This is a genomic window from Phaeobacter sp. JH20_02 (assembly GCF_048056915.1).
Lineage (GTDB): Bacteria > Pseudomonadota > Alphaproteobacteria > Rhodobacterales > Rhodobacteraceae > Phaeobacter > Phaeobacter bryozoorum.
Genome location: NZ_JAYMVP010000029.1, coordinates 179,576 through 201,822 on the forward strand (window position 1 = coordinate 179,576; position 22,247 = coordinate 201,822).

Annotated in this window: 20 protein-coding genes and 1 pseudogene; 13 read left to right on the plus strand and 8 right to left on the minus strand. The window is 61.6% G+C overall.

Going from position 1 to position 22,247, the window contains the following annotated elements:
• The first annotated feature begins 103 nt into the window (after positions 1 to 103).
• The 5 genes from VWY34_RS19070 to VWY34_RS19090 all read left to right on the plus strand — a co-directional run bounded on the left by VWY34_RS19070 (position 104) and on the right by VWY34_RS19090 (position 5,302).
• Positions 104 to 2,041, plus strand: a complete 1,938-nt coding sequence (locus tag VWY34_RS19070; RefSeq protein WP_416545244.1) for an ATP-binding protein — start codon at positions 104 to 106, stop codon at positions 2,039 to 2,041.
• A gap of 113 nt (positions 2,042 to 2,154) precedes the next feature.
• The gene (locus VWY34_RS19075; protein WP_260101100.1) at positions 2,155 to 2,982 is read left to right on the plus strand and encodes a hypothetical protein; all 828 of its coding nucleotides are present in this window, start codon (positions 2,155 to 2,157) and stop codon (positions 2,980 to 2,982) included.
• Positions 2,983 to 4,380: a DUF6638 family protein gene (locus tag VWY34_RS19080; protein WP_416545246.1), complete on the plus strand. Its 1,398-nt coding sequence runs from the start codon at positions 2,983 to 2,985 to the stop codon at positions 4,378 to 4,380.
• Positions 4,380 to 4,646 carry a hypothetical protein gene (locus VWY34_RS19085; protein ID WP_416535291.1) on the plus strand — a complete coding sequence of 89 codons (267 nt, stop codon included), beginning with the start codon at positions 4,380 to 4,382 and terminating at the stop codon, positions 4,644 to 4,646. Before VWY34_RS19080 ends, VWY34_RS19085 begins: the two co-directional genes overlap by 1 nt.
• Positions 4,647 to 4,654: 8 nt before the next feature.
• Positions 4,655 to 5,302, plus strand: coding sequence for a DUF1523 family protein (locus VWY34_RS19090; RefSeq protein ID WP_416545248.1), 648 nt, complete (start codon positions 4,655 to 4,657; stop codon positions 5,300 to 5,302).
• Positions 5,303 to 5,347: 45 nt separating this feature from the next.
• Here the strand turns inward: VWY34_RS19090 and VWY34_RS19095 are convergent, their stop codons facing one another.
• Positions 5,348 to 6,925 (minus strand): DUF5928 domain-containing protein, encoded by a 1,578-nt coding sequence (locus VWY34_RS19095; RefSeq protein WP_416545250.1) that lies wholly within the window; start codon positions 6,923 to 6,925, stop codon positions 5,348 to 5,350.
• 141 nt (positions 6,926 to 7,066) lie between these two features.
• Here VWY34_RS19095 and VWY34_RS19100 point away from each other — a divergent pair, with 141 nt between their 5' ends.
• A complete protein-coding gene (locus VWY34_RS19100) occupies positions 7,067 to 7,885 on the plus strand; it encodes a sulfotransferase family protein (RefSeq protein ID WP_416545252.1) in 819 nt (272 codons plus the stop codon).
• A 130-nt stretch (positions 7,886 to 8,015) separates the two neighbouring features.
• Here the strand turns inward: VWY34_RS19100 and VWY34_RS19105 are convergent, their stop codons facing one another.
• From VWY34_RS19105 to VWY34_RS19115, 3 genes and pseudogenes are all read right to left on the minus strand, one after another.
• On the minus strand, positions 8,016 to 8,483 hold the full coding sequence (locus VWY34_RS19105) for an NUDIX hydrolase (protein ID WP_416545254.1): 468 nt from the start codon (positions 8,481 to 8,483) through the stop codon (positions 8,016 to 8,018).
• A gap of 115 nt (positions 8,484 to 8,598) precedes the next feature.
• Positions 8,599 to 10,443, minus strand: coding sequence for a dihydroxy-acid dehydratase (gene ilvD, locus VWY34_RS19110; protein WP_416537426.1), 1,845 nt, complete (start codon positions 10,441 to 10,443; stop codon positions 8,599 to 8,601).
• A gap of 120 nt (positions 10,444 to 10,563) precedes the next feature.
• Positions 10,564 to 10,803, minus strand: a pseudogene (locus VWY34_RS19115) (benzoate/H(+) symporter BenE family transporter); the annotation flags it as partial.
• Between the two features lie 150 nt (positions 10,804 to 10,953).
• Between VWY34_RS19115 and VWY34_RS19120 the strand changes: the two are divergent.
• The 6 genes from VWY34_RS19120 (at position 10,954) to VWY34_RS19145 (ending at position 16,089) form a co-directional block, all read left to right on the plus strand.
• On the plus strand, positions 10,954 to 11,514 hold the full coding sequence (locus VWY34_RS19120) for a helix-turn-helix domain-containing protein (protein ID WP_416535285.1): 561 nt from the start codon (positions 10,954 to 10,956) through the stop codon (positions 11,512 to 11,514).
• 180 nt (positions 11,515 to 11,694) lie between these two features.
• On the plus strand, positions 11,695 to 12,558 hold the full coding sequence (locus VWY34_RS19125) for a DMT family transporter (protein WP_340546775.1): 864 nt from the start codon (positions 11,695 to 11,697) through the stop codon (positions 12,556 to 12,558).
• A gap of 81 nt (positions 12,559 to 12,639) precedes the next feature.
• Positions 12,640 to 13,116 carry an SsrA-binding protein SmpB gene (gene smpB, locus VWY34_RS19130; RefSeq protein ID WP_340546776.1) on the plus strand — a complete coding sequence of 159 codons (477 nt, stop codon included), beginning with the start codon at positions 12,640 to 12,642 and terminating at the stop codon, positions 13,114 to 13,116.
• Positions 13,117 to 13,415: 299 nt separating this feature from the next.
• Positions 13,416 to 13,913 carry a hypothetical protein gene (locus VWY34_RS19135; RefSeq protein ID WP_416545256.1) on the plus strand — a complete coding sequence of 166 codons (498 nt, stop codon included), beginning with the start codon at positions 13,416 to 13,418 and terminating at the stop codon, positions 13,911 to 13,913.
• Positions 13,914 to 14,053: 140 nt separating this feature from the next.
• Entirely contained in the window at positions 14,054 to 14,905 is an 852-nt protein-coding gene (gene sseA, locus VWY34_RS19140) for a 3-mercaptopyruvate sulfurtransferase (protein WP_340546778.1), read from the plus strand.
• On the plus strand, positions 14,905 to 16,089 hold the full coding sequence (locus VWY34_RS19145) for an amino acid aminotransferase (protein WP_340546779.1): 1,185 nt from the start codon (positions 14,905 to 14,907) through the stop codon (positions 16,087 to 16,089). Before sseA ends, VWY34_RS19145 begins: the two co-directional genes overlap by 1 nt.
• A gap of 217 nt (positions 16,090 to 16,306) precedes the next feature.
• Here VWY34_RS19145 and VWY34_RS19150 read toward each other — a convergent pair whose 3' ends face one another.
• Both VWY34_RS19150 and VWY34_RS19155 read right to left on the minus strand, forming a co-directional pair.
• On the minus strand, positions 16,307 to 17,650 hold the full coding sequence (locus tag VWY34_RS19150; RefSeq protein WP_340546780.1) for an ammonium transporter: 1,344 nt from the start codon (positions 17,648 to 17,650) through the stop codon (positions 16,307 to 16,309).
• A 26-nt stretch (positions 17,651 to 17,676) separates the two neighbouring features.
• On the minus strand, positions 17,677 to 18,015 hold the full coding sequence (locus tag VWY34_RS19155) for a P-II family nitrogen regulator (RefSeq protein ID WP_024095995.1): 339 nt from the start codon (positions 18,013 to 18,015) through the stop codon (positions 17,677 to 17,679).
• A gap of 270 nt (positions 18,016 to 18,285) precedes the next feature.
• On the opposite strand from VWY34_RS19155, the gene VWY34_RS19160 reads away from it, so the two are divergent.
• Positions 18,286 to 20,541: a transglycosylase domain-containing protein gene (locus tag VWY34_RS19160; RefSeq protein WP_416535283.1), complete on the plus strand. Its 2,256-nt coding sequence runs from the start codon at positions 18,286 to 18,288 to the stop codon at positions 20,539 to 20,541.
• A 271-nt stretch (positions 20,542 to 20,812) separates the two neighbouring features.
• Here VWY34_RS19160 and VWY34_RS19165 read toward each other — a convergent pair whose 3' ends face one another.
• Both VWY34_RS19165 and VWY34_RS19170 read right to left on the minus strand, forming a co-directional pair.
• A complete protein-coding gene (locus tag VWY34_RS19165; protein WP_340546782.1) occupies positions 20,813 to 21,421 on the minus strand; it encodes an MlaC/ttg2D family ABC transporter substrate-binding protein in 609 nt (202 codons plus the stop codon).
• The gene (locus VWY34_RS19170; protein ID WP_374015516.1) at positions 21,411 to 22,190 is read right to left on the minus strand and encodes a VacJ family lipoprotein; all 780 of its coding nucleotides are present in this window, start codon (positions 22,188 to 22,190) and stop codon (positions 21,411 to 21,413) included. Before VWY34_RS19170 ends, VWY34_RS19165 begins: the two co-directional genes overlap by 11 nt.
• Positions 22,191 to 22,247: the final 57 nt, after the last annotated feature.

The following is a 22,247-nucleotide window of genomic DNA, read 5'->3' on the forward strand; positions in this document are numbered from 1 at the left end:
CTGCGCGAGCCGTGAGTGCGGGAGCCTCCGGCGGGGATATTTTATGGCCAGAAGAAGCGCGGGTTGGATTTTAGGCCCGCAAGCGACGGATTGAGAGGGTGAGATGAGCATTTCAGGCAACCAGATGGAACTGCGGGAAGAGGATATCCGCAAGCATTACGCGGCTGCGGCAGCGATGCTGGAGGGGTTTGATCACACCCCGCGCATTGCCAAACCGCAGGCAGAGGGCAAGGCGCCGGAGCGCTCAGCCGGGATTGGCACGCGGCGGCGCTTCCGCTCTACCACGCCGGGGCTGGTCACACGCTCCACCGCGCGCCCTGAGGGCGTGCATCTGATTGCCCGCATCGAGGCGGCGGATGACGATGATCCGCTGACCTCGCCGCTGCAGGCGACCTTGCAGCATGCCTTGCGCCGGGCTCTGGCGGTCTCCCTGGCGATGGGGGAGGCCTATGCGGATGTGTCCGGATTGGCGGATCTGAAGCGGGCCAATCTGGCGGGGTCGCTGGACGCGGCGCGCAAGGGGGAGTTCACCGAACTGCTGGCCGCCGAGGCGCTGATTGCGGCGCATGTCTTTGCCAATGCCGCGGCCTATCTGCTGGCACCGCACGGGTCCGAGGCACAGGCCGAGGTGGGCGAGGCGGAGGAGCTGTTGACGGATAACGCGCCGCTGGCCCTGCACGGGGCACTGTGGGAGCTGGACCAGAAACTGGCGCTGCATGCCCCCGATGATGCGCATCTGATCGCGGCCACGGCCGCCTATGCCGAGCAGCTGATGGAAAAGGCGGCCTTGCGCGCCCAGAACGCGCCGCGGCTGGAAGCGTTCACCGCTGCGGACTGGCGGGTGGAGGCGGATGACCTGACCATCAGCGGCTTTGAACCGGCGGCGAAGGCAAAGTCCACAACGCTCACCATGGCGTTCAAGAAGCCGCATGAGGTGGTCGGCAACCATATCGCCAAGTACCAGGCCTTAAGACTCTCCAAGATGCTGATGGCCTATGATTTCGACCGCCGTTTGAACCCGTTTGCCGAGATGGGCGGCTTCATCTTCACCTTCATGGGGGATGGCAAGCCCGGGACGGGTAAGACGACGCTCATTCAGATGATGGCCGGCCTCATCCATGATTATTGCCAGAACGCAGGCTATGCCTTCCGCTACCAGAATTTCGGCATCGACAATATCGACAGCTATCAGGGCAAGTCGGGCCAGAACGCCAAATCCTTCATCCAGAATGTGATCGACCCGCATGTCATCGGCTTTGGCACCATCGACGACATCGACCAGATCGCAGGGAAACGCGGCGACCGACAGTCCAGCGCGGGCCAGCAGGAGGTGACGGCGGTGTTCATGGAGGCCTTTGCCGGCGCCAATACCGTGGTGCGCGGCAACTGCACCTTTGGCATGTTCTCCAACTACCCGGAAAATGTGGACGACGCCCTGCGGCAGCGGGCCGGCGCGCGGTTCCTGGTGGACGGGCCGCAGACGCGGGAGGATTACATCGACATCCTGACCCTCCTGATGGGCAAGAACCACAGCATTCCGCTGGGCGACCATGACCTTTACGGTGCGCAGGAGATCAAACAGGCCGTTGCACGGTCGTTCGAGGCGCACAACCGCCCGCAGGAGCCGGGGCTGATGGAGGTCTTTGGCCGGGTGCATGACCAGATCGGCGAATTGGACAGCCTTACCAAGCTGGGCACCTATCTGAAGGCAATCCAGCAGGCGGATGATCGGTTTACCGGCCGTGCCATCAAGAACATCACCGATGCGGTCAAGGTCCGCGCGATGGATTTCGAGCTGCCGGATGACTGGATGGAGAATCCGGAGCTGTTCCTGTTCAAGGATTACGAGATCAAATCTGCGATGATTGCCGAACTGCGGGTGCCGATCACCGTCGACATGGTGGTGCAGGAGATAAACCGCTACGCCGACAGCGAATTCCGCTATGCCGACAAGTCGGATGAGGTGGCGATTGAGAACATGGTGCGCGATTTCGGGCGGCAGGAAGAGGCCAAGCGGCGGTATCTGGAGGGGAAGGGGTGAGCATTCTTCTCCACAGAAGGGCAGAGTCCGCCCGCGGGCGGAAGCATGGCGCCCGCCCATGGGGGCGGACGGGCGCTACCCGAACCGCAAGCGCCTCGGGCGGGGAGGCTTAAATGGCTGAGAAAAGCCCGCGTGCCTTTTGGAGACTGCAAAACCCAATCATGTGGGCATGTTTGGTGACGCTAGCTTTTGTCTGTCTCATTCTTTGGTTCGGACTAGCAAGTACATGCAATGAGATTCTTTTTCCAAAAGGCGACTGCCCTCCGAAATGGAGGCACCTGCTGGTGGCTCCTCCAAATGAAGTTGGTGATACGCTCGCAGGTTTGGCCGGTGTGTTAGCTTTCGTTTGGCTTATTGCGACTGTGTTGTTGCAAGCTACCGAACTCCGCGAGCAGCGAGAAGAGTTTGAGCGGATGGCTGACGCGCAAAGTGAACAGGTGAAGCTTCTGCAAAAACAAGCCGCTGTCTTTGCTGCAGAGTTAGAGGACAGACAAGGTGAGCGCTCGCGAAAGCTGCTGAATGTACAGCTAAAATCTTTGTCTGACTTGCTCGATTTAGAAAGCCGTGCAGGCGACCTGTTTGGGATGAATGATGCGCATAACGAGAAGCTATTTGAGCGACGTGCCGCAGAGGACATCGATATCCATATCTTTCGAAATAAGGATGCTGTGACAGACTTTTACATCAGGAATGAAGATCTGGATCTTGGCGGTCAGTCACTCCTTAGAGGATCCATCGCGCCTTATCTCAAAATAGCTGGCCTTACCCAGCAGATCAGTAACTTGTGGGACGCTTTGCCCGAAGATCAGCTCGCGAGACTTAGTAGCATTGGCTTCACTGATTTGCACCATGCCATTAACAGGTTTGTCGATGACAATATCTGGTCCGATGATGCAAGCGACCCAATGAACCCAGCGAATTTTCTCGAAAGGATTGGTTGATTGAAACGCCTCATCCAAAACGGTCTGATGTTCGGCAATCTTTTCCATGTGGCCTCGCCCGCGCTGGTGGAGCGGTATAATCGCGCGCTGAAGCATCTGACGGGCAAGACCACGAGCCTCACCGATTTCCACGTCGATATCTCCGGCTACTCGCCGGAGGTGGGCGATGAGCTGGGGGATGATCACTATCTGAACCATGCGGGCGTGAACCGGCAGTTCATCCTGCTCAGCACTGAACAGAAACGCTGCCCGCTCCTGAATGTGAAATTCTCCACCAGCCGGGACATTCTGCGCCGGTTCATTGCCGCCAATGAAAGCCAGCTTTTTGCACTGACAGCCACGGATGCAGTGGCGGGCGAGCTGGTGAATTCGGTCTTCGAGGTCACGACCCCGGCCAAATTGTTCGATATCCGTCAGGTGCGGATCGAGGCCGACACCACGCGGGCCACGCTGCGGCAGGCGGATCGGCTGGCGGAGCTGGTGGAGCGGTTCAAGAGTGAGGAAGACGGCTGGTTCGATGACGCGCTGATCGCCGAGATGATCGAGACGGCGGAAAAAACCGGCGATGTTACCCGCAACCCGGTGCGGCTGAAGCATGAGGTGTTTGAGCAGCAGAATTTCTGGACCGCGCATTTCGGCGGGCTTTACGTGTTTCAGAGGGTGGAGCACCCGGCGGTGATCGCCAGCGGCGCCAAGCCCGAGGGCGTGCCGCTGGACCATGTGTTCGACCTTGGCCAGAAGAACGCCATTGCCAAGTTTCTGGAGCTGAACGGGCTGGTGGAGCCGATCATCCGCGCACGCGGCGTCGATGGCGCGGCCATCCTGCGCCAGAAGATGGGATTTCTGGCGATCAGTGTTCTGGCGGATAAGGGCATGGACCTCTCCGGCCTGTCGCGCAGCGATCTGCGGCGGCTGGCAGCGCGTCACGCCAGTGATCTGCCTGCGGAGTTCGAGGGCATGGCGGCCATGGTCCGCTGGGCAGATAGCGGCGGCGCATGGCCCCAGATCAAATCGGACCATCCCGCCTATTTCTATTGCCTGCGGGCAACCAATACGCCGGATCGCGATCTGGTCAACATGCTGCTGGCAGAGCTGACCCCGCTGGATTTCCGCCAGCTATTCATCTGCCACAAGGAGGCGTTCTATAAGCAGTATCGCGGCTGGCCAGAGAACAAGAAGGATCACGTCGTGACCTTCCTTGCGCGGGAATATGCCGTGGACAAGGCCGGCGCGCGGGCTGCTCTCTTTGGCCATGAGCCGGATATGAGCGGTCGCAGCCCTGCGGTCGAGGCCCGCCGTCGGGGGGGCGAGCAGGCGCCTTCCCCGGATCGTCTGGTCGAGCGGGTCGGCCCCTGGGGGGCGGTAGGTCGCCGGGGCAATACGCGGGGGCGGCGCTGATGTTTGCCTTCATTCGCCTGATGGCGATCCTTCTTGTGGTGCTGACGGTCATCTATGCGCTGGTGTCGCTCTACTCGCGCGAGGTACGTCGGGCCAAGCTGAAACGCCGCTGGACCGAGAAGGGGTTGACCGGAGACCGTTCCGCCTTCATCCAGCGCGGGCTGCACCAATATGACCGCTCGCTGCGGCGCAGGCTGATCCTGCTGGTCTATATCGTGCCGCTGGGGGCCATTGCGCTTCTGGTTTATGTCATGAATTTCATGTGAGGTCGCTGATGCGTTACGTAAAATGGGTATTCATTCTCACCTTCTGGCTGCTGGCGGGGGCCTTTCTGCATTACACGCTGCCGCAGAACGACGTGGTGCGCGTGGTCAAGACCGAGGTGCGCCGGGTCGATTTTGGTGAAAACTCGATCTTCTGGGCACAGCAGGATACCGCGCAGGAAAGCGCGACCAGCGTCAACCGCGACGTGCGCTTTGTCGAGGCTTTCTTTCCCAATGGTCGCCCCATCGTCTATCGCAACGAGGACACCGGCTGGGGCTGGCCGCCGTATTTCAAGCTGGACAGCTCCAATCTTCAGGCCGAGCTGACCGATCTCGCGTCCACCAAATCAGACCCGCAGTGGGTGCTGGTCCGCCACTATGGCTGGCGCAATGAATTCCTGTCGATCTTTCCCAACGCGGTTGCGGTCAAACCGGTTGACGGCCCGGATCATACCCAGTTGAACTGGTTCAACATCATCTTCCTCACGCTGCTGGCAGCAGTGGTCTGGGCGATATATGTGCGCTGGCGCCGTTTCCGCCGGGCGCGCATCGACCCGATGGTCGAGAATGTCGAAGACAGTCTCTATGCTGCCGGCGATGCGCTGTCGGAACGCCGTGGCCGGTTGCGCCGCTGGCTGGACAGCTGGAAGCAGAAATAGCGCAGGACAAGCGGGGCTGCCGACTGCGCAGCCCCAGATGGCCCCCTAGTCAGAGAACAGATGCTCGGTCCGGGCAAGGCTCAATGCGGCGTCATGGTCCAGCGCCAGAAACGGCATCAGCTGTTCGGCGATCTGCTCGTCACTGTCGCTTTCGCGGATCAGGCTGAGGTGATCAAATCCCACATCGCGGATGCGGTCGGATTCATGCTGGATATCGTTGCGGATCGTCGGCAGCAGCCGCTCCAGTGCGGCGGCTGAGGTTTGTTGACCGGCCAGACCAATGCGTTCGGCATGACCGGTGAGATAATCGTCGCTCAGGTAGCATTCGATCTGTAGCAGACGTGTCACCGCCCGGTCCGCGCAGAAATCCTGCATCAGCTCCAACGCCGAAGGGTCAAGGCAGATCACCAGCCGGTCGGTCTCATAATAGTCAAACAGCATCCGAACCAGCGCGCGGCGGTGGCGGGTGCGTTTCCATAACGTCGCCTCGATACCGCCGAGGTCGGGCATCTCGGTGCCTTCTTCGTCAAACAGATAGGCGAGCGCCGGGATGTTGCTGACCTCACGCAGCCGCTCGATCAGACGTTTGGCCACATGCCATTTCTTGCAGGTGATGATCAGCAATTCGCGGTTGCGCCCGAGCGTGCTTTCGGTTTCCCAGAAACGGGGGGCAAAGCGCAGCCCGTTGCGTCCGCGTTTGGTCAGAAACTCATAGAGCTTACGACCCTCGTTGGAGATCTGAAACTCAACCCCCTGTGCGGCATAAAGCGCGCCGAGCCGGGATTTCAGCTCCTGTGCCTCGGGGCTGATCTTGCGGGCAAAGAGAAAATCCTGCCCCATCAGCATGTCGTAATGGTCGTTGTAGAACTGGACCGGCATTCCGTAGTCAGAGAACATCAGCAATGTCAGCGTGCGGCTCTCGATCTCCCTGGCGGGAACCAGATGGCGCACCAATGTCTGAAAGAAGGTCTCATCCGGGATCCAGGTGGTGCGAAAGAACCGCAGCACATCGCGGCGGTCCTTCAGGAACGCCAGGATCCATTCCACGGTGCGGCGGCGCAGGCACCACCACTGGCTGCCGATCTGGATCTGCATATCCTCGGGCAGGACGCGCGTCAGGCCCAGCCGTTTCTGCACCATGTGGCTCAGATCAAAGAGGCGTTTGTTCCTGCGTTCGTTGAAGATATGGCGATAGATCAGCCGGTCTTCCTTCATGCCGGTCTTGATCCAGTCGCTTTCAAAAAAATCGAAGCTCTCGATGTAATCGCAATCCTGCGCGTCCAGCAGCTGGCGCGCGTATTCGGCCGTCTTGATCGCCATGCAGTCGCCGGACACCATGTAGAAATGCGTCGCCCGAGGGAAGGTGGCGACGGCGCTTTCAAGCGCGTGGAGCGTCGCCTGAACCAAAGACCATTCGCCCCAGCCGCATTTGACCCGCTTGCGGGCAAAGCAGACATTCGGGTTGTCCTTCAGCGCGGCTCGGATTTGCTGGAAATCACGCGTCGGAGACCGGCCATCGAAGTGGATCGCCATGTAATCCCCGGCGGCAGTCAGTTGCTCTGCCTGCTGGATAATCGCCTCTGGGTCCTTATGGCACAGCAGAACATATGCGATTTTTGCCATGACGACGCCCCGGGGTCTTATTTTGATTGATTGTTTCCTTGATACTGACGAATTCTCACTGAATAAACCGCATTATTTAGCTTTTAACGACTAGGCTGGCAGATGGCGCCTATTGCAGCGCATCGGACTGGGAGAGCAAGAATGGGATTTCCGGGCACTTGGATGACAGAGAGCGAAAGCGTGGTCTACCGCGTGGTGCCCAAATGTGCCTGCTCGACCATTGGTCAGATCATGTATTACTCAGATCATGGCCGGTTCTTCGATGGCGATATCCATGATGCCACCAGCGGGCTGCATAAATGGGCTCTGCCGGACAGCCAGCCGCTGATTACCGGCAATGTGCAGTCGCAGAAATCCTATGCGTTCACCTGCGTGCGCAACCCTTACACGCGCGTGCTGAGTTCCTTCTTCGACAAGATTTGCGGCATCCAGCGCAATGGCAAACGCTACCGGGGCAATCTGGTGCCGCGGCTCACCTATGACTACGGGATAGAAGTGGGCGGTGACGATGGCAAGCAGCCCTTTGACCAGATCAAGAGCTTTCGCCGTTTCCTGCTGTTTGTCCGCGACACGGTGAAGTTTCGCCGCCCGATGGATCCCGATATCCACTGGTCCGCAACCTCGGGCCATGTTTCCACCTTCATCTGCAACGGCGGGCGCTACGACAAGGTGATCTGGACCGAAGCCTTCAATGAGGGCATGCAGGATGTACTGGACGCCATCGAGACGCCGCATCGGGTCGATCTGGCGCAGATCCCGCGCTTCAACGAAAGCGAAGGTCACGGTCCCAAGCGGGCGCATCCGGTCGAGGAGTACTTTGACGATCTGTCGATGCACCTGGTCTATGAGATCTACAAGCGCGATTTCGAGGTGTTCAAATACGATTTTGAAAACCCCGCCAACAAGATGCCCATCGGCGAGATCGACCTCGATGAGGTGCATGCCAAACTGGGCGAGTAGGTCACACCCGACCATCAGCTCCCGCCCGAGCTGCAATCATTGACATGATCTTGTCCCGGTTGGGCGTGGCGCCGCTGGCGCGGCGCGCCTCCGGCGGGAGTATTTCGGGAAAGGTGAGGGGTTTTGTGCCTTATGCGCGGGCCGGGGACCCCAGTTCTTGCAGCTGGGCTTGCAATCCGGTTGGAAACAACTCAATCCCGCCAGTCTCCAGCGCATCAGGATGCACCCATCTGGCAATAGATTTCAGGCCGTTGTCTTCGTAGAACTCAATCGTATCGCCTGCCAGATGCGGGGTCTCTGGCCAGGTGACCTGCGCGGCGAAGATGATTTCATGGCCGGTCTGGCCTTCGTGCCGATAGATGTTTTCCAGCACCACCGGCGCGCCGATGATGGTGATTTCCACAGCGAGCTCTTCCTGAAACTCCCGTCGCAGCGCCTGTTGCCAGGTTTCGCCAAATTCAACGGTACCACCCAAGGGACGGACGCCTTTGGTCCGGCCGCTGTCATCGGGCACCTCCGCCGCGAGGAAACGGCCATCGCGCCAGGGCAGACCAATGGTTTTCACGCGAATGGACTGGGCCGGGCGCCAAATGGTCATGTCGGATCTCCTGCGGTGCCGCGTTGGGTCGAGTAGGGCTGGATCTCTATGAAAGAAAAAGCCCCGACATCCAAGATGCCGGGGTCTTCAAAAGCGGACTAACTGACAGCGCTGATTATTCGTCGTCGGGCAGGGCGCGCACGGCGCCTTTTGCGGCGGAGGTGGCCAGCAGGGCATAGGCTTTGAGCGCGGTGGAGACCTTGCGCTTGCGCGGCTTCACCGGTTTCCAGCCTGCTGCGTCCTGGGCGGCGCGCCGTGTCGCCAGCTCCTCGTCGGAGACCGCCAGGTGGATGGTGCGGTTGGGGATGTCGATCTCGATGGTGTCGCCCTGGTGCACCAGGCCGATGGTGCCGCCTTCAGCTGCCTCAGGCGAGACATGGCCGATCGACAGCCCGGAGGTGCCGCCGGAAAAACGCCCGTCGGTCAGAAGCGCGCAGGCTTTGCCCAGCCCTTTTGATTTCAGATAGGAGGTCGGGTAGAGCATTTCCTGCATCCCCGGACCGCCGCGCGGGCCTTCATAGCGGATCACCACCACGTCACCCTCCTTGACCTTGCCGGTCAGGATGTCGTTCACCGCCTGATCCTGGCTTTCGCAGACATAGGCCGAACCGGTGAATTTCAGGATGTTTTCATCCACCCCTGCGGTTTTCACGATGCAGCCGTCGCGGGCGATATTGCCAAACAGCACCGCCAGACCGCCGTCCTGGCTGAAGGCATGTTCCTTGGAGCGGATCACCCCGCCTGCACGGTCGGTGTCCAGCTCCTTGTAGCGGTTGGACTGCGAAAACGCTTCGGTGGTGCGCACGCCGCCGGGGGCGGCCTTGAACAGCTCTTCGGCCTCGGGGTTGTTGGCAACCTTGATGTCCCATTTGGCGATTGCCTCGCCCATGGAGCTGGAGTGGACGGTGGCGCAATGGTCATGCAACAGTCCCGCGCGGCTGAGCTCACCCAGGATGGAGAAGATGCCACCGGCGCGGTGGACGTCTTCCATATGAACGTTTTCGGTGTTCGGTGCGACCTTGCACAGGCACGGCACCTTGCGCGACAGGCGGTCCATATCGGTCATGGTGAAATCGACCTTGCCTTCATTGGCGATGGCCAGGAGGTGCAGCACCGTATTGGTCGACCCGCCCATGGCGATATCGAGGCTCATGGCGTTTTCAAACGCATCAAAGGTGGCGATTTCGCGCGGCAGCAGGCCTTTCTCCTCGCCCACGTAGTGGCGCTTGGTGATGTCGACGATCTTGCGGCCCGCCTCAAGGAACAGGTGTTTGCGGTCGGCGTGGGTGGCCAGTGTCGAGCCATTGCCCGGCAGCGCCAGACCCAGCGCCTCGGCCAGACAGTTCATCGAGTTGGCGGTGAACATCCCGGAGCAGGAGCCGCAGGTGGGGCAGGCGTTTTCCTCGATATGCTGCACCTGCTCATCGGTGAGGTTCTCGTTGGCCGCCGCAACCATCGCATCGACGAGGTCGATCTTCTTGGCGTCGAGATCGGCAATGTCGATCTTGCCCGCTTCCATCGGTCCACCGGAAACGAAGATCGCCGGGATATTCAGCCGCATCGCTGCCATCAGCATGCCGGGAGTGATCTTGTCGCAGTTGGAGATGCAGACCATGGCGTCGGCGCAATGGGCGTTGACCATATATTCGACGGAATCCGCGATCACCTCGCGCGAGGGCAGCGAGTAGAGCATCCCGTCATGGCCCATGGCGATACCGTCATCCACCGCGATGGTGTTGAACTCCTTGGCGACGCCGCCGGCCGCCTCGACCTCGCGGGCGACCATCTGGCCCAGATCCTTGAGGTGGACGTGGCCGGGTACGAACTGGGTAAAGGAGTTGACGATGGCGATGATCGGCTTGCCGAAATCATCGTCCTTCATCCCTGTGGCGCGCCACAATCCGCGTGCGCCCGCCATATTGCGGCCATGGGTGGAAGTTCTGGATCGGTACATTGGCATCTGGCTGGTTCCCTTGTCTTTGCCCTCAGGGACACGATTTGCGCAACAAAGGCAACATGTCGGGGCGGTCTTCGGTAATTATCTGGTGGTTTCTGCCGGTTTTCGCAGGCTTTGGCGGGGCGGAGTGGCGAACCGGGCGGTCAGGATCGGCATCCGGGACATCAGCGACAGGCCGAGGCTGTTGAGCCCCATGCCCACACCCATGCCCATAACCAAGACCAGAATCCAGCTGTCGGCCTGCGCCAGATTGGCGCCGGGGGCGCCGCTGGCCTGAGCGATGATCACGACAGATCCGGTGTAGCCCAGCAGCACGGCAACAGCGCCGGCAACACTATGCGACAGTTTCAAAGGGCTGAGCATCCGGGTTTTCCTGAGCTGGCGGATCCGCTAGAGATCGCAGGGCTGTGCGTTATAGCGCACAGTAGCGTTTGTGCGTTATAACGCACAAGAGGTTTTTGAAGCGCGGCATGAACCAATCCGCATCGGGCGGACCAGCAACGGGCAGCAGGCATGAGCGAAGATAGCATCACTCTGAATTTGCGGGACATTCGCCAGGGCGCAGGGCTAAGCCTGTCACGGGCTGCCGAGGTCACCGGCGTCAGCAAGGCGATGCTGGGCCAGATCGAGCGCGGCGAATCAAGCCCGACGATTGCCACCCTGTGGAAAATTGCCAAGGGGTTTCATCTGCCGCTCAGCGCGCTGATCGGCGAGGCGGCAGCCCCGGATCTGGCCGCCAGCGGCGAGCGGGTGTTCCGCTCGGTCCAGTTTCCCGGTTCGATCGCGGTGAAGATGGTGTTTCCCTTTGATCCCGCGCTTGCGGCCGAGACCTTTCACGTGAGCCTGCGTCCCGGCCAATGCCACCTGTCCCAGCCCCACGACAGCGGCGTGACTGAAGAGGTCTTCGTGCTGGAGGGCGCGATGGAGGTGTTGCGGGGCGACGATTGGGTGGCGCTGGATACCGGGCAGGGGCTGCGCTTTGCGGCGGATCAGCCACATGGCTATCGCTGTGGCGACAGCGGTGCTGCGTTCTTGAACATGCACCACTACCGCCGCGTGGCCTCTCGCGGCTAGCGGCAGCCGGATCAATTGGCCGCAGCGGCGCGGCTTGTCGCCGGGGCAGAGGATGCCTAATGCTGGTGGCATTGATGACGAGGCGCCAGACCCTCCGGGGTGCGCGCGTCTTGCCCCTGTTTCCATTGACCTATTGCCGGAGAGTTTTCCACCGGCCTTATTACGAAAGCGATCTGATCCATGGACACTCTGCGCGGCAGTCTCCTGATGGTGCTCGCTATGGCCGCCTTTGCGCTGGAGGATATGTTCATCAAATCCGCGGCCCGAAGCCTGCCGGTCGGGCAGATCCTGATCCTGTTCGGGGCCGGGGGCATGGTGATCTTTGCCATCATGGCGCGTGCACAGGGGCACCGCCTGTGGACCCCGGTGTTCTGCACGCGCGCGCTTGTGCTGCGCTCTGTCGCCGAGGTTGCAGGGCGGCTGTGCTACACGCTGGCAATTGCGCTGACGCCGCTTTCTTCGGCCTCCGCAATCCTGCAGGCGACGCCGCTGGTGGTTGCTGCCGGCGCGGTGGTCTTCTTTAACGAGCATGTGGGCCTGCGCCGCTGGCTGGCGATTGCGGCGGGTTTTGTCGGCGTCTTGATGATCCTGCGCCCGGGGGCCAGCGGGTTTGAGCTGGCCTCGCTCTTTGCGGTGGCGGGAACGCTTGGCTTTGCAGGCCGCGATCTGGCCACCCGCGCGGCTCCGGCCGGGCTGTCGAACGCGCATCTCGGGCTGGTCGGATTTGCCATGCTGATCGTCGCGGGGGTCTTGGCGCAGCCCTTTGGCGCGCCGATGGTGATGCCGGATCTCGCCACCGGGGCCGGTCTGGTGGCTGCAACCGTGGTGGGGGTGGTGGCCTATCACGCCCTGACCGGCGCCATGCGGAGCGGCGAGATTTCGGTCATCGCTCCCTTCCGCTACACCCGGCTGGTGTTTGCCATGGTGCTTGGGGTGGTGGTCTTCCACGAGCGCCCCGACCTCTGGACCCTGATGGGCAGCGCGGTCATCGTGATCAGTGGCGGCTTTACCCTGATGCGCAGCCGTCGCCGTCAGCCTACCTGAAACCGGTCGGTGGGGCGGGGGCCAATCCTCCGCTGCATCACCATCTTGCACCTCTCCCCCCGGCAGCTTACATCTGCGCCCATGGCCAAGCAAAAATCAGACCCGAATTACAAAGTGATCGCAGAGAACCGCCGCGCGCGGTTTGACTATGCGATTGAGGACGATCTGGAATGCGGGATCCTGCTGGAAGGATCCGAGGTCAAATCCCTGCGCGCGGGCGGTACCAATATCGCCGAGAGCTACGCGACGGTGGATGATGGCGAACTCTGGTTGGTGAACTCCTATATCGCGCCTTACGAGCAGGCGAAGATGTTCAAGCATGAGGAGCGTCGTCGCCGCAAGCTGCTGGTGTCGCGCAAGGAGTTGTCGAACCTTTGGAATGCAACCCAGCGCAAGGGGATGACCCTGGTGCCGCTGGTGATGTATTTCAACCATCGCGGTCTGGCCAAGGTGAAGATCGGCATCGCCAAGGGCAAGAAGAACCACGACAAGCGCGAGACCGAGGCCAAACGCGATTGGTCGCGCCAGAAGCAACGCCTGCTGAAAGACCACAGCTGAGTGCGACGCATTGCAGCTGCGGTGGGACAGGGCCACGTCTGGATCTGCCGCCGGGCCTGCGCCGGTCCTACGACCGTCGCTTCCCGGCCACCCTATCCTGCCCGGCAGTTGCACCGGGTAACGCGTGGCCATTGCAATAACTGACTAAATAGGTCAGATAAGCCCAACCCAGCAGACACATCCCTCGGTCAGGCCCGGCATCTTCTGTTTTCCTCCCTGTGACAAGGATGATGCCGATGCCTGAGGCCCTTTCTGATTCGCGACCTCTGACCCCTGCGCCCGCCGCTGACATGCCAACTATGCCCGCAGAAACCGCGCTTGCGGAACTGGGGCTTGATCCGTTTGAGGTCGCGCTGCTGCCACAGCTGCGCCATTTCACCACCTGCCTGCGAGAGCCGCAGAGCCAGGCCTGGCAGCACGCCTGCTGCAGCGCGGCTGAGCGCTGGGGTGAGAGTTTCGGCCTGGGGGTCGCGCATGCGCTGTTCAAGGTGGTGCGCTGCCTGCATGACCTGCGCGGCGAGCTTTATCAGGGGCATGACGCGCTGACCCTCTCGACCCGAGCCAGTGTCACCGCGGATGAAGCGGCCTGTCTGCGGATGCTGCATCACATGCGCCGCGACAACACCCCAGCGGCCCGCGACGCCGTGGCCGATCTGACCGGCGGCTGGATGGACCCGCATGTGATCCGCGCGGCGCTGTCCTTTGCCCATCGTTTCCCGGCGGGCAAGGCGGATCCGGCCCCTCGGTCACAACCTGCCATCGAACCCGCGCGCCCTCGGCTGCGGATTGTCCGCTGACAGGGAGTGCAGATGCCCGGCGCAGCGCCTCCGATCCGGCCCGGTGGGACAGATTGTTGCGCCGCAGGCCCGGCCTCCCTTGCGACTCTGTCCGCGCAGTTGTACGGATGCCTCAGCACATATGAGGGGAGGCGGTAACGTTGGATGATCCTAAAACGCTTGTGTCGACAGACTGGCTTGCTGCGCATCTGAAGGACCCTGATCTGCGGCTCCTTGATGCCTCGTGGTACATGCCGCACGAAGGGCGAGACGCCAAGGCGGAGTATGACGCAGCTCATATTCCCGGCGCGCGCTTCTTTGATATCGACGATATCGCCGACAATCGCTCCGAGCTGCCGCATATGGTTCCCCCGGTGGAGAAATTCATGTCCCGCCTGCGCGCGATGGGGGTCGGAGACGGCCATCAGGTTGTGGTCTATGACGGCACTGGCCTGCGGTCGGCGGCGCGGGTGTGGTGGCTGTTCCGCCTGATGGGGCAGACCAATGTTGCGGTGCTGGACGGTGGTCTGCCGAAATGGCAGGCCGAGGGCAACCCGGTCGAAGATCTGCCGCCGGTCATCCGCGACCGCCATATGACCGTGCGGGTGCAGAACCATCTGCTGCGTGATGTGACGCAAGTGTCCTCCGCCGCCAAGCTTGGCGATCACGAGATCATCGACGCCCGTGCGGCCGCGCGGTTTCAGGGCACGGTTGCCGAACCCCGCGAAGGTCTGCGGTCGGGTCATATCCCCGGCTCCAAGAACCTGCCCTATACCGAACTGCTGAACGCTGATCAGACGATGAAAGCGCCGGACGCGCTGCGTGCCGCCTTTGAACGGGCTGGTGTCGATCTCAGCAAGCCTGCCATCACCACCTGTGGGTCAGGCGTGACCGCCGCAGTCCTCAGCCTCGCCATGGAGCGGATCGGCAAGACCGATCATTCGCTTTATGACGGCTCCTGGACTGAGTGGGGCGCCTTCCCAACCCTTCCCGTTGCAACCGGAGAGACCTGATGTTCGAAACCCTGAAACCCCAGCCGGCGGACAAGATCCTGATGCTGATGCAGACGTATCGCGACGACCCGCGCGATGACAAGATCGACCTTGGCGTCGGCGTCTACAAGAACGCCGAAGGGGTGACCCCGGTGATGCGCGCCATCAAGGCCGCAGAACATAAACTGTGGGAAGAGCAGACCTCCAAATCCTACGTCGGCCTGGCCGGTGATCCGGCCTATTCCGACGCGATGATCAAGCTGATCCTTGCGGATAGCGTCGAGCGGGGCAATGTCGCGGCAGCCGCCACCCCCGGTGGCACCGGTGCCGTGCGTCAGGCGTTTGAGCTGATCAAGATGGCCAACCCGGGCGCGCGGGTGTTCGTGTCGAACCCGACCTGGCCAAACCACATCTCGATCCTGAACTATCTGCACATCGAAACCGTCGCCTATCGCTATTTCGACCGCGAGACCTGCGGCGTTGATTTCGATGGCATGATTGAAGATCTGAAAACCGCCAACAAAGGCGACGTGGTGCTGCTGCATGGCTGCTGCCACAACCCGACCGGTGCCAACCTCAACATCGTGCAGTGGCAGGAAGTGGTGGCGCTGCTGAACGAACGCGGTCTCATTCCGATGATCGACATTGCCTATCAGGGCTTTGGCGATGGTCTGGAAGAGGACGCGCAGGGCGTTCGCTACGTGGCGGCCAACACGCCGGAATGTCTGATCGCGGCCAGCTGTTCAAAGAACTTCGGCATCTACCGCGAACGCACCGGCCTGCTGATGGCAGTATCGCAGGATGCAGGCGCACAGGGGCTGAACCAGGGCACGCTGGCGTTCCTGAACCGGCAGAACTATTCCTTCCCGCCGGATCATGGCGCGCGTCTGGTGACCATGATCCTGAATGACGACGCGCTGCGCGCCGATTGGGCGGCGGAACTGGAAGAGACCCGCCTTGGCATGCTGAAACTCCGCCAGCAGCTCGCGGATGAGCTGCAGCGCCTGACCGGGTCTGACCGCTTTGCCTTCCTGGCCCAGCATCGCGGCATGTTCTCACTGCTCGGCACCACGCCTGAAATGGTCGAGAAGATGCGCGCCGACAGCGGCATCTATATGGTCGGCGACAGCCGCATGAATATCGCAGGTCTGAACACCCAGACGGTGCCGATCCTCGCCCGGGCGATTGTCGACGCTGGCGTCTGATCCCGCCTAGCTGATCCCGCCTGTCTGATTCAGGCTGTCAGAACCGATGATCACGCCCCGCTTCGGCGGGGCGTTTTTGCGACGGCTCACCAGACTTTCTCAATTCGTCTGGGCAAAAGCCTTCAAAGACTTTTGGCTGCGGCCCGTGGGGCACCCAAATGAAAACGCGGCCCCCGGAGGCACCGGGAACCGCGTTCAGTTTCAAGCCGGGTTCGGATCAGCTGGGGGAAAATTCGGGATAGGCTTCCATACCCAGTTCCGCCATGTCCAGACCGTTGACTTCGTCCTCTTCGCCAACCCGGATACCGGTCACCGCCCGCAGGATCAGCCAGACCACGGCGGAAGAGATAATGACGAAGAGCGCGACAACCACGATCCCGGTCAGCTGTGTGATCAGGCTCGCTTCGGGGTTGGTCAGCACAACCGCGATGGTGCCCCAGATACCGGCCACCAGGTGAACCGGGATGGCGCCGACCACATCGTCGATTTTCAGCTTGTCCAGCAGTGGCACCACAAAGACCACGATGATGCCGCCAGCAGCCCCGATCAGCGTTGCCATGCCCAGACCGGGCGTCAGCGGTTCTGCGGTGATCGACACCAGACCCGCCAGCGCGCCGTTCAGGATCATGGTAAGATCGGGCTTCTTGAACAGCAGCTGCGTCAGGATCAGCGCGGCCACGGCGCCGCCAGCTGCGGCTGCGTTGGTATTGGCAAAGATCCGGCTCACGTCCGCGACATCCCCGACAGTGCCCATCGCCAGCTGCGAGCCACCGTTAAAGCCGAACCAGCCCAGCCACAGGATGAACGTCCCAAGGGTGGCCAGCGCCAGGTTGGATCCGGGCATCGGGACGGTCTTGCCGTTCTTGTACTTGCCAATGCGCGGGCCAAGGATCAGCGCGCCGGTCAGAGCCGCCCAGCCACCAACGGAATGCACCACGGTGGAGCCTGCAAAGTCGAGGAACCCCATTTCGTCGAGGAAGCCGCCGCCCCATTTCCAGCTGGCCTGCAGCGGGTAGATCACTGCGGTCAGCACGATGGTAAAGGCGAGGAAGGGCCAGAGTTTCACGCGCTCGGCGAGGGTGCCGGAGACAATGGAGGCCGTGGTTGCACAGAACATCAGCTGGAAGAAGAAATCCGATCCGGTGGAGGCATAGGAGTAATCATCCGCCTGCTCGGCGGTGATGCCCACCGCCTCCAGAACGCCTGGACCCCAGACACCGGAGAGGACGCCCTCAATCGACCAGGTGCCCAGCGGATACATCAGGTTATAGCCGATCAGGTAATAGAAGATGGCCGCCAGAGAGAACAGCGCAACGTTTTTTGTCAGCTGCATGGTGACGTTTTTCGACCGCACCAGACCCGCTTCCAGCATGGCAAAACCGGCCGCCATCCAGAACACGAGGAAGCCGCCGACCAGAAACAGCAGCGAGTTGAGGATAAACACCGTGTCGGTGGCTGCCGCTCCGGGCGCCGGGGCCGCAGCGGCGGTCTCCTGGGCGAGGGCGAGGCCGGGCAGGGCCAGCGTCGCCACCGCTGCAAGGGAAAGGGTTGATTTACGCATAACTGATTTCCTTCCTTTGCGCGTTTTCACAGCGCGTCGTGATTGGTTTCGCCGGTGCGCACGCGGATCGCCTGCTCAACGTCGAGAACAAAAATCTTGCCGTCACCGATCTTGCCGGTGCGGGCGGTCTGGGTGATGGTGTCGACGACCTGATCGGCCAGCCCGGAGGGCACCACCAGATCCAGCCGCATCTTGGGCACGAAATTCACCTCATATTCCGCCCCACGATAGATCTCCGTATGGCCGGACTGGGCGCCGAACCCCTTGATTTCCGTGACCATCAGCCCGGACACGCCGATGGATGTCAGCGCCTCGCGGACCTCCTCCAGCTTGAACGGCTTGATGGTTGCTATGATCATTTTCATGCCCGACCCCCTGTGATGATGGCGGCGCGTGGTGACAGCGCCTGAACTGTTTGCAGGTGCAGCAAATCCGCAGAGCCGAGTCGGTGGAACGTTTCGGGCCAGGTTTTGAGGGCGGTTGCGGCAGGACGGCTAAAAAATAGGCGATCTTTTGCCAGTCCGCCTAAAAAACACCCGGCTTTCAGAGGGGAAATGTCGTGAAACTGCCCCTCAACAAACCGTCGTAGACGCGGTATGGTCCGCAAAACGGGCAAACCGGGCAGGATCTGGAAGATGGCACAAGGACCGCGGCGCCGACCTCTGGTCGCAGACAAGCGCTACGCGACAGCGGGGCGCGGCACGCAGGGCAAAGCGCCCGCGCGCAAGGCCAAACCACGGCCGAAATCAACCGCAAGGCCGCGTAAATCGGGCTGGCTTGGCCTGTTCGGCGGCGGTCGCAAAACGGGGGGCACCGGGGGCGGCGGAAGAGGCCCGCGCAAACCGCAGAAACCAAAGACCCTGCTGGGCAAGATCCTCGCGCTGCTGCTGGCACCATTTCGCTGGGCGTTCCGGCTGGCTTGGGGATTTGCCTGGCGGATCGGCATGATCTCGACCGCGCTGGTGGCGCTGGCGGTGGGCTACCACTACATGAAACTGCCCGAGGTTGCTGAACTGTTGGACGGGCGCGCGCGCGGCTCTGTCACGCTCACCGATCGCAACGGCGAGGTCTTTGCCTGGCGGGGGGATCAATTCGGCGGCGTGGTCACCAGCGAAACCGTCTCGCCCTACCTGAAGAACGCCATCGTCGCGACAGAGGATAAACGGTTCTACCGCCACTTCGGTGTATCGCCGCGCGGCGTTGCCAGCGCTGTCCGCATCAACCTGAGCGAAGGGCGCGGCCCGCTGTCCGGCCATGGCGGCTCCACCATCACGCAGCAGACCGCCAAGCTGCTGTGCCTCGGCGTGGTCTATGATCCGACCGAATGGGAGAGCGAGCGCGCCTATGAACGCGACTGCCGCCAGGGGTCGCTGTGGCGCAAGGCCAAGGAAGCCATCTTCGCGATGGCGATGGAGGCCAAATACACCAAGGATGAAATCCTCTCGATCTATATGAACCGCGCCTATCTGGGCGGTGGCGCCTATGGGGCCGAGGCCGCAGCGCAGCGCTATTTCGGCAAATCCGCCAATCAGGTGGATGCCGCAGAGGCGGCGATGCTGGCGGGTCTGCTGACAGCCCCTTCGACGCTGGCACCGACCAATAATCTGCAACGCTCGCAGGATCGCGCCGCCACCGTGCTGCGCCTGATGCAGGAGCAGGGGTATCTGACCACCGCTGAAATGCGCGCGGCGCAGAATACGCCTGCGGTCCTGAGCGAGGCCGCCGCCGCCCGCGCCGGTGGCTATTTCGCCGATTGGGTGATGGACACCATCCCGGATTTCTTTGGCAATGAGACAACCGAGGATGTGGTGATCCGCACCACCATCGACCAGCGCCTGCAACGCGCAGCCGAAGATGCGCTGAACCATGTCTTTGACACCAAGGTCCGCGAAGGCTCCAAGGCGCAGGCCGCCATTGTGGTGATGAGCGCGGATGGCGCGGTCCGGGCAATGGTGGGTGGGCGCAAATCCCGTGTCTCCGGTGTGTTCAACCGCGCGACCCAGGCCAAGCGTCAGACCGGCTCGGCCTTCAAACCCTTTGTCTATGCCACGGCGCTTGAACTGGGGTATTCGCCGCTCGACCGGGTGCTGGACGCGCAATATTGCCTTGATGTTCCGGGGTCCGGCCAGTGGTGCCCAAAGAACTATACGCGGAAATTCTATGGCGAGGTCACCCTGGCGCAGGCCCTGCGGGATTCGCTGAACGTCCCGGCTGTAAAAGTGTCCGAGGCGGTGGGTCGCGATCTGGTGCGTCGCGTGGCCGGTGATTTCGGACTGGACAGTGAACTGGCCGCCGGCCCGGCGCTGGCGCTGGGTGCCTCCGAAAGCACGCTGCTTGATATGACCGGAGCCTATGCGGGCATTCTCAATGGTGGCTCCTCGGTGACCCCATATGGCGTGACGGAGCTGACGATCATTGGCGACAACACCCCTCTGATGGGCGCCAGCGGCGGTCTGGGCGAGCGGGTGATCCAGACCAAGGCGGCGCGGGAACTGATCTGGATGATGGAACAGGTGGTGTCGCAGGGCAGCGGTCGGCGGGCGCAGATCCCCGGCTGGCAGGCGGCAGGCAAGACCGGCACGACACAGGCGGCCCGTGATGCCTGGTTTGTGGGCTTCACTGCCGATTATGTCGCGGGCGTCTGGATGGGTTATGATGACAACACGCCGCTCTCCGGCGTGACCGGTGGCGGTCTGCCCGCCGATATCTGGCGCGAGGTCATGGTGCGGGTGCATGACGGTCTGACACCCAAACCGCTGCCGATGATCGCACCGCAGCCCATCGCACCACCGCCACAACCGCAGCCACAGCGTCGCCAGCGGCCCAACGTCGGGCAGGAACTGGGGCGCGCGGTGGACGGTCTGCTGCGTGACATCTTCGGCAACCGATAGCGCATCACGCCGGACCAAGCCGGGCCAATATGGGTCATATTCCCGCATGTCTCTGCGCTGTCACCGTGCAGCGTTCCGGCGCGGTCGTCGGCGGTCAGTCACTCCGTTTGGTGACCGCCGGTAGCCCCGTTTGGTGTCGCACCGCGCTGGGGATCATCGCGCGACCTTCTGCGCGCTGACCGGGCGCGGCGCACAAACTGCAATCCTGAAATAGAAAAAGGGGCCGCCGGGCCCCTTCTTCGTGATCTGTCTGACGCTGCGGTGGCTGAACTCAGCTCAGCCGCTTCAGCTCGGCGATCAGCTTGTTGATATCACCCTTGTTGCGGTCAAGGATGGCCCCGATCTCGGTGCGTTCGGTCAACAGCAGGTTCACGCCTTCGATGAACATGTTGTAGAATTTGTCGCGACCGGATTTATCGGACACGAGGAAGGTCACCTCAAACGGCGCCTGACCTTTCAGCTTGGCCAGCGATTTGATCTCATAACCCGCCTTGATCTTGCGCGCGGATTGCACCTCGACCGAACCGCCGATGAACTCGCGGAACCGCTTGCCGTATTTGCGGGAGATATAGCCCTGGAACGCATCGGCAAAAGCGTTCATCTGCGCGCCCGAGGCGCGGCGGGCATCCACACCCAGCGCATAGCGCGCCATGATGTTCACATCCGCATAGCGCACGAAAATCTTCTCGAAATCACGGATCATCGCACCTTCGGACTTGCCGGAGGCGATGACCTTGTTGATGTCGCCAACAACGCTGCCGACAAGGCTGCGCGCGGCGGCTTCACTCAGGGCAAGCACTTTACCGGGCAGGGCGGCCAGCCCGAGAAAGGCAACGCCAGTGGCCAGGAAACTGCGGCGGGTCAGAAAATTACTCGGCATAGATGTCCTCATACGGATCTGAATAGGGATCGCCATAGACCCCTTCGTATTCACTTTGATCGCCGCCCAACTCGAAGCGGCGGTTCTGAAGGTAGATCAGCCGCGCCTGCGCGTAGCTGTCGGCGCTCTCATACAAAATCGAGTCGATGGTGTCGGAATATGTGCCACGATCCCCCAGACGACGCACCACCTCGGCATAGATGCCGATGTTGTCGGCTGGATTATGCCGAGCGTAGCTGATCGGATTGGTGAAGAAATCCACCACGATGCCAGCCCCGTCGCGGGCGGTGGAGGGGCCAAAGAACGGCAGCTCGACATAGGCGCCTTCGCCAACACCCCAGACATGCAGCGTCTCGCCGAAATTGGTGTCCACACGCGGCACGTTGAAGTCAGAGGCCGGATCGCCAAGGCCGCCGATGCCAAAGATCGTATTGATCACAAAGCGCGATACAGCGATGCCCGATTCCTTGAAATTGCCCTGCAACAGCGCATTCACCGCCTGACCCGGCATCGACAGGTTCTCGGCAAAGTTGTTGAAACTGGTCACCATATCCGGCGGCACAATCGCGACATAACCCTTGGCAGCGGGGCGAAAGGCAAAGCGGTCAACACCACGGTTGAAATTGTGAATGGACCGGTTGGTGTTCTCGTAAGGATCGAACACCTCACCCGACGCGCGCGAGACACTATCTTGGGTTGCGCAGCCTGCCAGTGTCGACGTAACAGTTACCAGGGCCATAATCAAAAAAGGTCGCAGCGGGAAGGTCATTCGCTTCGGTGTCCAATCTGTCTGCTGTGGGCGCGTTGGACCCACTTAGGGTGTTTC

Excerpts from the sequence above, each read along its gene's own strand:
- VWY34_RS19120 (WP_416535285.1), top strand. The coding sequence starts at position 10,954 with ATGAGCGAAGATAGCATCACTCTGAATTTGCGGGACATTCGCCAGGGC.
- VWY34_RS19135 (WP_416545256.1), top strand. The coding sequence starts at position 13,416 with ATGCCCGCAGAAACCGCGCTTGCGGAACTGGGGCTTGATCCGTTTGAG.
- VWY34_RS19145 (WP_340546779.1), top strand. The coding sequence starts at position 14,905 with ATGTTCGAAACCCTGAAACCCCAGCCGGCGGACAAGATCCTGATGCTG.
- VWY34_RS19155 (WP_024095995.1), bottom strand. The coding sequence starts at position 18,015 with ATGAAAATGATCATAGCAACCATCAAGCCGTTCAAGCTGGAGGAGGTC.
- VWY34_RS19125 (WP_340546775.1), top strand. The coding sequence starts at position 11,695 with ATGGACACTCTGCGCGGCAGTCTCCTGATGGTGCTCGCTATGGCCGCC.
- VWY34_RS19095 (WP_416545250.1), bottom strand. The coding sequence starts at position 6,925 with ATGGCAAAAATCGCATATGTTCTGCTGTGCCATAAGGACCCAGAGGCG.
- VWY34_RS19085 (WP_416535291.1), top strand. The coding sequence starts at position 4,380 with ATGTTTGCCTTCATTCGCCTGATGGCGATCCTTCTTGTGGTGCTGACG.
- VWY34_RS19100 (WP_416545252.1), top strand. The coding sequence starts at position 7,067 with ATGGGATTTCCGGGCACTTGGATGACAGAGAGCGAAAGCGTGGTCTAC.
- VWY34_RS19105 (WP_416545254.1), bottom strand. The coding sequence starts at position 8,483 with ATGACCATTTGGCGCCCGGCCCAGTCCATTCGCGTGAAAACCATTGGT.
- VWY34_RS19165 (WP_340546782.1), bottom strand. The coding sequence starts at position 21,421 with ATGCCGAGTAATTTTCTGACCCGCCGCAGTTTCCTGGCCACTGGCGTT.
- VWY34_RS19170 (WP_374015516.1), bottom strand. The coding sequence starts at position 22,190 with ATGACCTTCCCGCTGCGACCTTTTTTGATTATGGCCCTGGTAACTGTT.
- VWY34_RS19070 (WP_416545244.1), top strand. The coding sequence starts at position 104 with ATGAGCATTTCAGGCAACCAGATGGAACTGCGGGAAGAGGATATCCGC.
- smpB (WP_340546776.1), top strand. The coding sequence starts at position 12,640 with ATGGCCAAGCAAAAATCAGACCCGAATTACAAAGTGATCGCAGAGAAC.
- VWY34_RS19075 (WP_260101100.1), top strand. The coding sequence starts at position 2,155 with ATGGCTGAGAAAAGCCCGCGTGCCTTTTGGAGACTGCAAAACCCAATC.
- VWY34_RS19150 (WP_340546780.1), bottom strand. The coding sequence starts at position 17,650 with ATGCGTAAATCAACCCTTTCCCTTGCAGCGGTGGCGACGCTGGCCCTG.
- VWY34_RS19160 (WP_416535283.1), top strand. The coding sequence starts at position 18,286 with ATGGCACAAGGACCGCGGCGCCGACCTCTGGTCGCAGACAAGCGCTAC.
- VWY34_RS19090 (WP_416545248.1), top strand. The coding sequence starts at position 4,655 with ATGCGTTACGTAAAATGGGTATTCATTCTCACCTTCTGGCTGCTGGCG.
- ilvD (WP_416537426.1), bottom strand. The coding sequence starts at position 10,443 with ATGCCAATGTACCGATCCAGAACTTCCACCCATGGCCGCAATATGGCG.